This window comes from Sphingomonas sp. S-NIH.Pt3_0716 (assembly GCF_003950715.1).
Lineage (GTDB): Bacteria > Pseudomonadota > Alphaproteobacteria > Sphingomonadales > Sphingomonadaceae > Sphingobium > Sphingobium yanoikuyae_A.
Window position 1 is genome coordinate 1 of record NZ_QLJK01000070.1, and the last position, 6,120, is coordinate 6,120.

Annotated in this window: 5 protein-coding genes and 3 pseudogenes; 5 read left to right on the forward strand and 3 right to left on the reverse strand. The window is 63.9% G+C overall.

The genetic code is table 11. The annotated features are described in order from the left end of the window. Positions 1-1,243 (reverse strand): annotated as a pseudogene (locus BRX37_RS25680) (cbb3-type cytochrome c oxidase subunit I); the annotation flags it as partial. On the opposite strand from BRX37_RS25680, the gene BRX37_RS25685 reads away from it, so the two are divergent. From BRX37_RS25685 to BRX37_RS25705, 5 genes and pseudogenes are all read left to right on the forward strand, one after another. Then, positions 1,230-1,589, forward strand: a complete 360-nt coding sequence (locus tag BRX37_RS25685) for an alpha/beta hydrolase (RefSeq protein WP_164522543.1) — start codon at positions 1,230-1,232, stop codon at positions 1,587-1,589. The pseudogene BRX37_RS25680 and the gene BRX37_RS25685 sit on opposite strands and share 14 nt — an antisense overlap. Continuing rightward, positions 1,586-1,861 (forward strand): hypothetical protein, encoded by a 276-nt coding sequence (locus tag BRX37_RS25690; protein ID WP_125990287.1) that lies wholly within the window; start codon positions 1,586-1,588, stop codon positions 1,859-1,861. Before BRX37_RS25685 ends, BRX37_RS25690 begins: the two co-directional genes overlap by 4 nt. Beyond that, positions 1,858-2,166: a hypothetical protein gene (locus BRX37_RS25695; protein WP_125990289.1), complete on the forward strand. Its 309-nt coding sequence runs from the start codon at positions 1,858-1,860 to the stop codon at positions 2,164-2,166. The genes BRX37_RS25690 and BRX37_RS25695 overlap by 4 nt, the downstream gene beginning before the upstream one ends. Further along, positions 2,163-3,746 (forward strand): PepSY-associated TM helix domain-containing protein, encoded by a 1,584-nt coding sequence (locus BRX37_RS25700; protein WP_125990291.1) that lies wholly within the window; start codon positions 2,163-2,165, stop codon positions 3,744-3,746. Before BRX37_RS25695 ends, BRX37_RS25700 begins: the two co-directional genes overlap by 4 nt. After that, positions 3,682-4,320, forward strand: a pseudogene (locus BRX37_RS25705) (aminotransferase class I/II-fold pyridoxal phosphate-dependent enzyme); the annotation flags it as partial. The gene BRX37_RS25700 and the pseudogene BRX37_RS25705, both read left to right, overlap by 65 nt. An 81-nt stretch (positions 4,321-4,401) precedes the next feature. Here BRX37_RS25705 and tnpC read toward each other — a convergent pair. Together tnpC and tnpB are read right to left on the reverse strand one after the other, a co-directional pair. Then, positions 4,402-5,874 (reverse strand): annotated as a pseudogene (gene tnpC, locus BRX37_RS25710) (IS66 family transposase); the annotation flags it as partial. 67 nt (positions 5,875-5,941) lie between these two features. Then, positions 5,942-6,106, reverse strand: coding sequence for an IS66 family insertion sequence element accessory protein TnpB (gene tnpB / locus BRX37_RS27705; RefSeq protein WP_486057177.1), 165 nt, complete (start codon positions 6,104-6,106; stop codon positions 5,942-5,944). Positions 6,107-6,120 lie beyond the last annotated feature (14 nt).

Sequence of the window (6,120 nt, forward strand, 5' to 3'; positions counted from 1 at the left end):
GGCCGGCCAGCCCTGCCCCGATCCCGGCAAGGCTGAGTAGCAGCGCGACCATGAGGCAGAGCCGAGCCATGCCGACATGCTTGCGGGCATGCACCTCGCGCGCGCCAAGCGTCAGCAGCCAGCTTGCGATGCCCAAGAACAATGCGAGCATGGGCCAGACCATGCCGGGTCCGTCCGCCAAAGCGACCGGCGGGAAATCGGCATGGCGGGTCCAGAAGAAGAAATAGCCAAAGACGAGCCCGGAAAAAGCCGTCGCATCGGCCATCATCGTGATGAACATCGCCCACCAGCCTGGCGCCGATGGCCCGGACAGATACAGCGGCAGTTCAAGGCCGTGGCCGATCGGCTTGCAGGGCTTTTCGGGAATTTCGGCCGTCCCGGTCCATAGCCACCACAGGGCGAGCGCGAGTGTGGCAACGCCACTGACGAGCGCAGCCCAGTAGAGATGATAGGTGGTGAGGATGAAGACCCCGCCGAGCGCGACCGCCGTCAGCATGGGCTTGATGCTCGGGGTTCCCAGGCGGATCACTGCCAGTGGCCGGGCATCAAGGACGCTCGTGACGATCGTCTCGCGTCGCCCTTCCTCTGCATCGGGCAGGAAAAAGCGGCCCTCATCCACCTTGCGCATGAAATCTGTCTGGTCCCAGATCGGATAGCGGCTTTCGATCAATGGCACCGACCTTATGCCCCAATCCTCGTCCTCGGGATGGGCAAGCCATTCCAGGGTGCCCGCATTCCAGGGATTGCGGACAGCCCGAACCCGGCGTGGCGAGAGGCTAAGATCGATGCATATCACCGCCACCCCCGCGGCGAACAGCCAGGCCCCCAGGGTGGATGCCATGTTGAGCCCGCCCAGCCCCAGTTCGGCAGGATAGGTGAAGACGCGGCGCGGCATGCCCATCAGCCCGGAAAGATGCATCGGGAAGAAGGTCAGGTTGGCACCGACAAACAGCATCCAGAAAGCGATCCGGCCAAGCCGGTCGGACAGCTTCTTGCCCGTCACCAGCGGCCAATAATAATAGAGGCCGGCAAAAAGCGGCATCAGCGTACCACCGATCAGCACATAATGGAGATGGGCGACGACGAAATAGCTGTCATGCGCCTGCCAGTCGAACGGTGCGACTGCCACCATCACGCCGGTAAGGCCGCCGATCACGAAAATGGCGAGGCTGCCGGTCGCATAGAGAAGGGGTGTGGACCAGGTGACCCGCCCTGCCCATAGCGTCGCTATGAAGACGCTGATGGGCCACAGTTTCGGCGGGCTGCTGGCGCTGCACGCGCTGGCCAAGGGGGCGCCCTTCAGCCGTTATGTCGCGGTCAGTCCATCCTTCTGGTTCGGCAATGGACTGGTCGCGCGGGAGGTCGAAGACATGGCGCCTGCGCCGGGCAAGAGGCTGCTGGCCGCCAGTGGCGACAGCGAGGGCGGTCCGACCAAGGGCGACAGCGAAGGTGACAGGGTAGCGGCCCTTTTCACGACCCATGGCGTCGATGCGCAGTTCCGGCTGCTGTCGGGGCATAGTCATGGATCGACGATGATGGCGATGATGACGGACGGCATTGCCATGGCATTTGAAACGGAATCGAAATGATTTGTGCGATCCTTGGCGGGCTGCTTGCCTGTCTGGCGGCGATGCTGCTCTATCTGGCGGCGCCGCACCAGCGGATGGGGCGGCTGCCCTGTCCGCCGCGCCTTGCCGGGTGGGGCGGCGTGGCACTGCTGATCGTCGGCACCGGCCTGTTGCTTCGCTGGGCCGGGGTGGCGACGGCGATCTTCATCGTCCTGACGCTGGTGATGACGATGTGGTCGGTAGTGCCCGTCACCATCGCCTGGCGCCGCGGCGCGCCAGAGGGCAAACGATGAGCAGGATCGGATCGCGCCGGCCGCTGTCCAGTGGCGACTGGTTCGGCAAGGTATCGGCCGCCTTCATCCTGGGCTTCACGCTGGCGCTCGGCTGCGCCGGCCTGTTTTGCGAACTGATGGATGTGGGGGAAGGCTATTTCTCCACCAAGGGGCAGTTCGCCATGTGGCTGATGTCGCCGGTCTGGGCGCTTACGCTGAGTTTCTGCTTCCTCTTCCGTTCGGGCCTGCGCGCCTGGCTATGGCTCTTCGCCGCCAATTTGCTGGTCTGGGTGCCGGTGCTGCTGATGGGAGGGCTACGGCCGTGAAACTGCCGACCGACGTCGTGAAGATGTACAAGGAAGTGCATGGCTGGGTCGGCATCGTTTCCGGCCTGTGCCTGTTCATCGCCTTCTATGCCGGGGCGCTGACCATGTTTGAGTTGCCCTTGCAGCGCTGGGCCTCGCCCCCGCCGACGCTGGCGCCGCCCCCTTCGCTGGAGCGGACGCCGGAACTGGTCGCCAAGGTTCTGGCCGCCCATCCGCAGGCGGCAAAGGGCTATGACATCAACCTCGTCATCGATGCCGCTCATCCGTCCCGAATGACATGGATGGTGCGTGGCGAAGCGGACGAGCATGGCGGCGGTCAACGCTATTACGCCTCGCTGGCGCCGGACGGCGCGCTGCAGGTGGAAAGCCGGGGGCCGTCCGAGGTCGCACAACTGATCGACATACTGCACCAGCAGGTCGGGCTGCCCTTCGATCATGAGATTTCCATGCCGATCATGGGCGCGATCGCGCTGCTCTACACCATCGCCCTGGTGTCTGGGCTGGTCGTGCTGCTGCCCAGCCTGGTGAGCGATCTGTTTGCGCTGCGCATCGGCAGGAATGTGAAGCGCATGTGGCTGGACGTCCATAATGTGCTGGGCCTGTTCAGCCTGCCCTTCCACATCATCATGGCGCTGACCGCAGTCGTCTTCGCCTTCCATGACCAATTTTACGGTGCGCAGGGGATGGCCTTTGGCGGCGGCGCGGAGCGGGCGCGGCCCAGCCTGTCGGCCCCGGCCGAGGGACCGCCGCCCCCCACGCTGACGCCGGCGCAGATCGTCGCCCGCGTGCGCGAGCAGGCGCCCGGCTTCACGCCAGAGACATTAGTCTATGGCCAGGGGCGTGGCGGCCTGCCGGCGCTGCGGGTGCAGGGCAGCGATGCCCGCTACGGCCTGCGCGCGCCGACCTATGGCATGGCCGGCATCGATCCGCAGACCGGTGCGATCACCGGCACCGACTATATGCCCGGCATGCAGGATGGCTGGTCCGCGACCATCACCAGCTTCTTTGCCCTGCATTTCGGCAATTTCGGCGGGAACACGATCCGCTGGGCCTATTTCCTGCTGGGGCTGGCCGGTGCCTTCCTCTTCTACACCGGCAATCTCCTATGGGTGGAATCGCGCCGCAAGAAGGAGCGCAAGGCCGGCGCGGTCGAACAGACGCGGGCGACACGCATATTGGGCGCGCTTACCGTGGGCGTGCCGCTGGGCAGCATCGCCGGCATCTCGGTGACGCTGGCGGCGGCCAAGCTGCTGGGCGATCATGCCAGCTATGCCATGCACAGCGCCATCTATTATGCGCTCTTCCTGATCGCGACCGGCTGGGCACTGCTACGTGGCGCGGCGCGATCGGGCGTGGAACTGGCGATCCTGGGCGCGGTGGCGATGTTGTGCATCCCGGCCGCAAGCCTGATCGCGGGGACCGGCTGGTATGATGCGCCTGCACTGATGCTGGTGGATCTCACGGCAGTGCTGCTGGCAGTGCTTCTGTTTCTGTCGGCGCGGGCTGCGGCCCGTCGTGCGGCGGCCGGTCAGCGCGACAGCATCTGGTCGACGATCAGGCCGGTTGCCGCCCCTGGTTGATGCCCACTTCAATCGCGCTCTTCAAATTAATCACGGTGCAATCGGCCGTTATGGCAGGCGTCGCAGCAGCGGCTGGCATAGCGATCGGTGGCATAGGATTGGTCGATTGAACGGCAATGAATGCTGGGTCGGCCCCTTCGATCCCGGTGTTCAGGCCGCCGCGTCCAAACTGACGCTGTGCAATTTCTATCGCCCCAATGACGAATATCCCGAATTTCTGAGCACAGTCGCGGAAATCGAGCGAGTGCCGCTCGAAACCGTTCTCCCCTGGCCGGGATCGAGCGACCCGCTCTCGCGCGCGGTTGTGACCTTCTGCTCGCCGACACGCGGCATCGTGACGGCCAATCAGGGCTTCGAACTCCCTTGGTGGACCTCCGATTGGGTGGGCGCGAAAATCTCGAAAGTGCCACTGACGTCGGACTATCGGCATGATGTGAAGGCCATGCTGGCGGCGGATCCCAATGCCGGCCTCTATTATATCTGCAATCCGAACAATCCAACGGGGACCAATACCCCACTGGAAGATATTGAATGGCTCCTCTCCAACAAGCCGGCCGGATCGATCGTGCTGGTGGACGAAGCCTATATCCATTTTTCCAATGCCAAGCCCGCTTCCTATCTGGTCGCGCAAGGCAAGGATGTGGTCGCCGCACAGGACGATGCGTGCGAGGACATCGGCGAGGTAGGCCTGCGGGTTGATACCGCCCAGTTTGCATGTTTCGATGAGGCTGGCGAAGGTTGCCCAGTTTTCAGCCCCCAGGTCATGGCCTGTGAACAGGGCATTTTTCCGCTGGAGGGTAATTGGCCTGATTGAGCGCTCGACGGTATTGTTATCCAACTCGATCCGTCCATCCTCAAGGAAGCGGACGAGGCCCTTCCAGTGGTTGAGTGTGTAACCGATGGCCTCGGCTGTATGGGAGCCGCGGGGTAGTTTGGGCAGCATTTCCTTGAGCCATGGCAGCATGTCCGCGATGATCGGAGCGGATTCAGCCTGGCGTACCGTCAGTCTGTGTTCGGGGCTGGAGCCTCGGATACGAGCCTCGATCTTGTAGAGCCCGGCGATCCGCCGCAGGGCCTCATCGGCGACCGGTGCGTTGCCGCCCTTGGCATCGTCGAAGTAGCCCCTCCTGACATGTGCCCAGCAGAAGGCGAGCGTTCCGGGACCGGCCCTTCGGTCCGGCGCCTCGATATGCTTGTACGCGCCATAGCCGTCGCACTGGACGATGCCGGTGAAGTCCCCGAGCAGCTTTTCCGCCCAGACTTTCCCGCGACCTGGCATGTAGGTGTAGGCGACAGCCGGTGGATCGGTGCCGCCATGCGCCCCATCATCACGAGCGATCGCCCAGAGATATCCTGTCTTCACCTTGCCAGTGCCGGGAGCCAGGACCTTCGCGGTGGTCTCATCCACGAACAGCCTCGCGCCCGACAGGAGGTCGGTCCTCATCCGGCTGGTCAGGCGGCCGAGCCAGGCGGCGGCTCTGCCTGCCCAGTTACACATTGTCCCCCTGTCGATCTCGATACCCTGGCGCCGCAGTGCCTGTGCCTGCCGGTAGAAGGGAGTGTGATCGGCATATTTCTTGACGAGAACATCGGCGATCAGCGCCTCGGTGGGCAGGCCGCCTGGCATTACATGCTTGGGCGCAGGCGCCTGGAACACGCCATCGCTGCATGCCCGGCACGCCATTTTCGGACGGGACGTCACGATGACGCGATACTGGACAGGGATGACATCGAGCCGGCTTGATATGTCGCTGTCGATGCAGTGCAGCACGCCTCCGCAGCAGGGGCATTCCGTCTCGTCAGGGAGGATCACTTCCTCGACACGGGCCAGATGTGCCGGCAGCGACGCCCGCGCTGTCCCGGGCTCCCTTCGCGCCCGTTCCTTCTTTTGTCCTGCGGCAGCCGCTGCCTGCTCGGCCAAAGCCTCCAGTTCAGCGCGGGCGACATCGAGATCGTCGAGGCCCAGCGCCAACTGATCTTCGTTCAGTTTCTCCGACCGTTTTCCGAATGTCGTCCGGGTAATCTGGTCAATGATATGCTGCATCCGAGCTTCACGCTCGAGGCCGGCCAGGACCATCGCCTTGAGGATGGCGACATCGTCAGGAAGGTCGGCTGCCGTGGCGGACATGCCCTATTTCTGGCAGTTTCCGGGCAGTCCGCAATGGCATTTCGATCAGGGGAATCAGGCTTGCGACCTATCGCGTCGTCACCGGAACCTGAGCGCGCGGCGTGTGCATTTTCGACCATTGCAGCCCTTCGAACAAGGCTGACGCCTGTGATGCCGACAGCCGCATCACGCCATCCTGCGCCCGTGGCCAATGGAAGGCCCCCGTCTGCAAGACTTTGCTCACGAGCACCAGGCCGCTGCCATCCC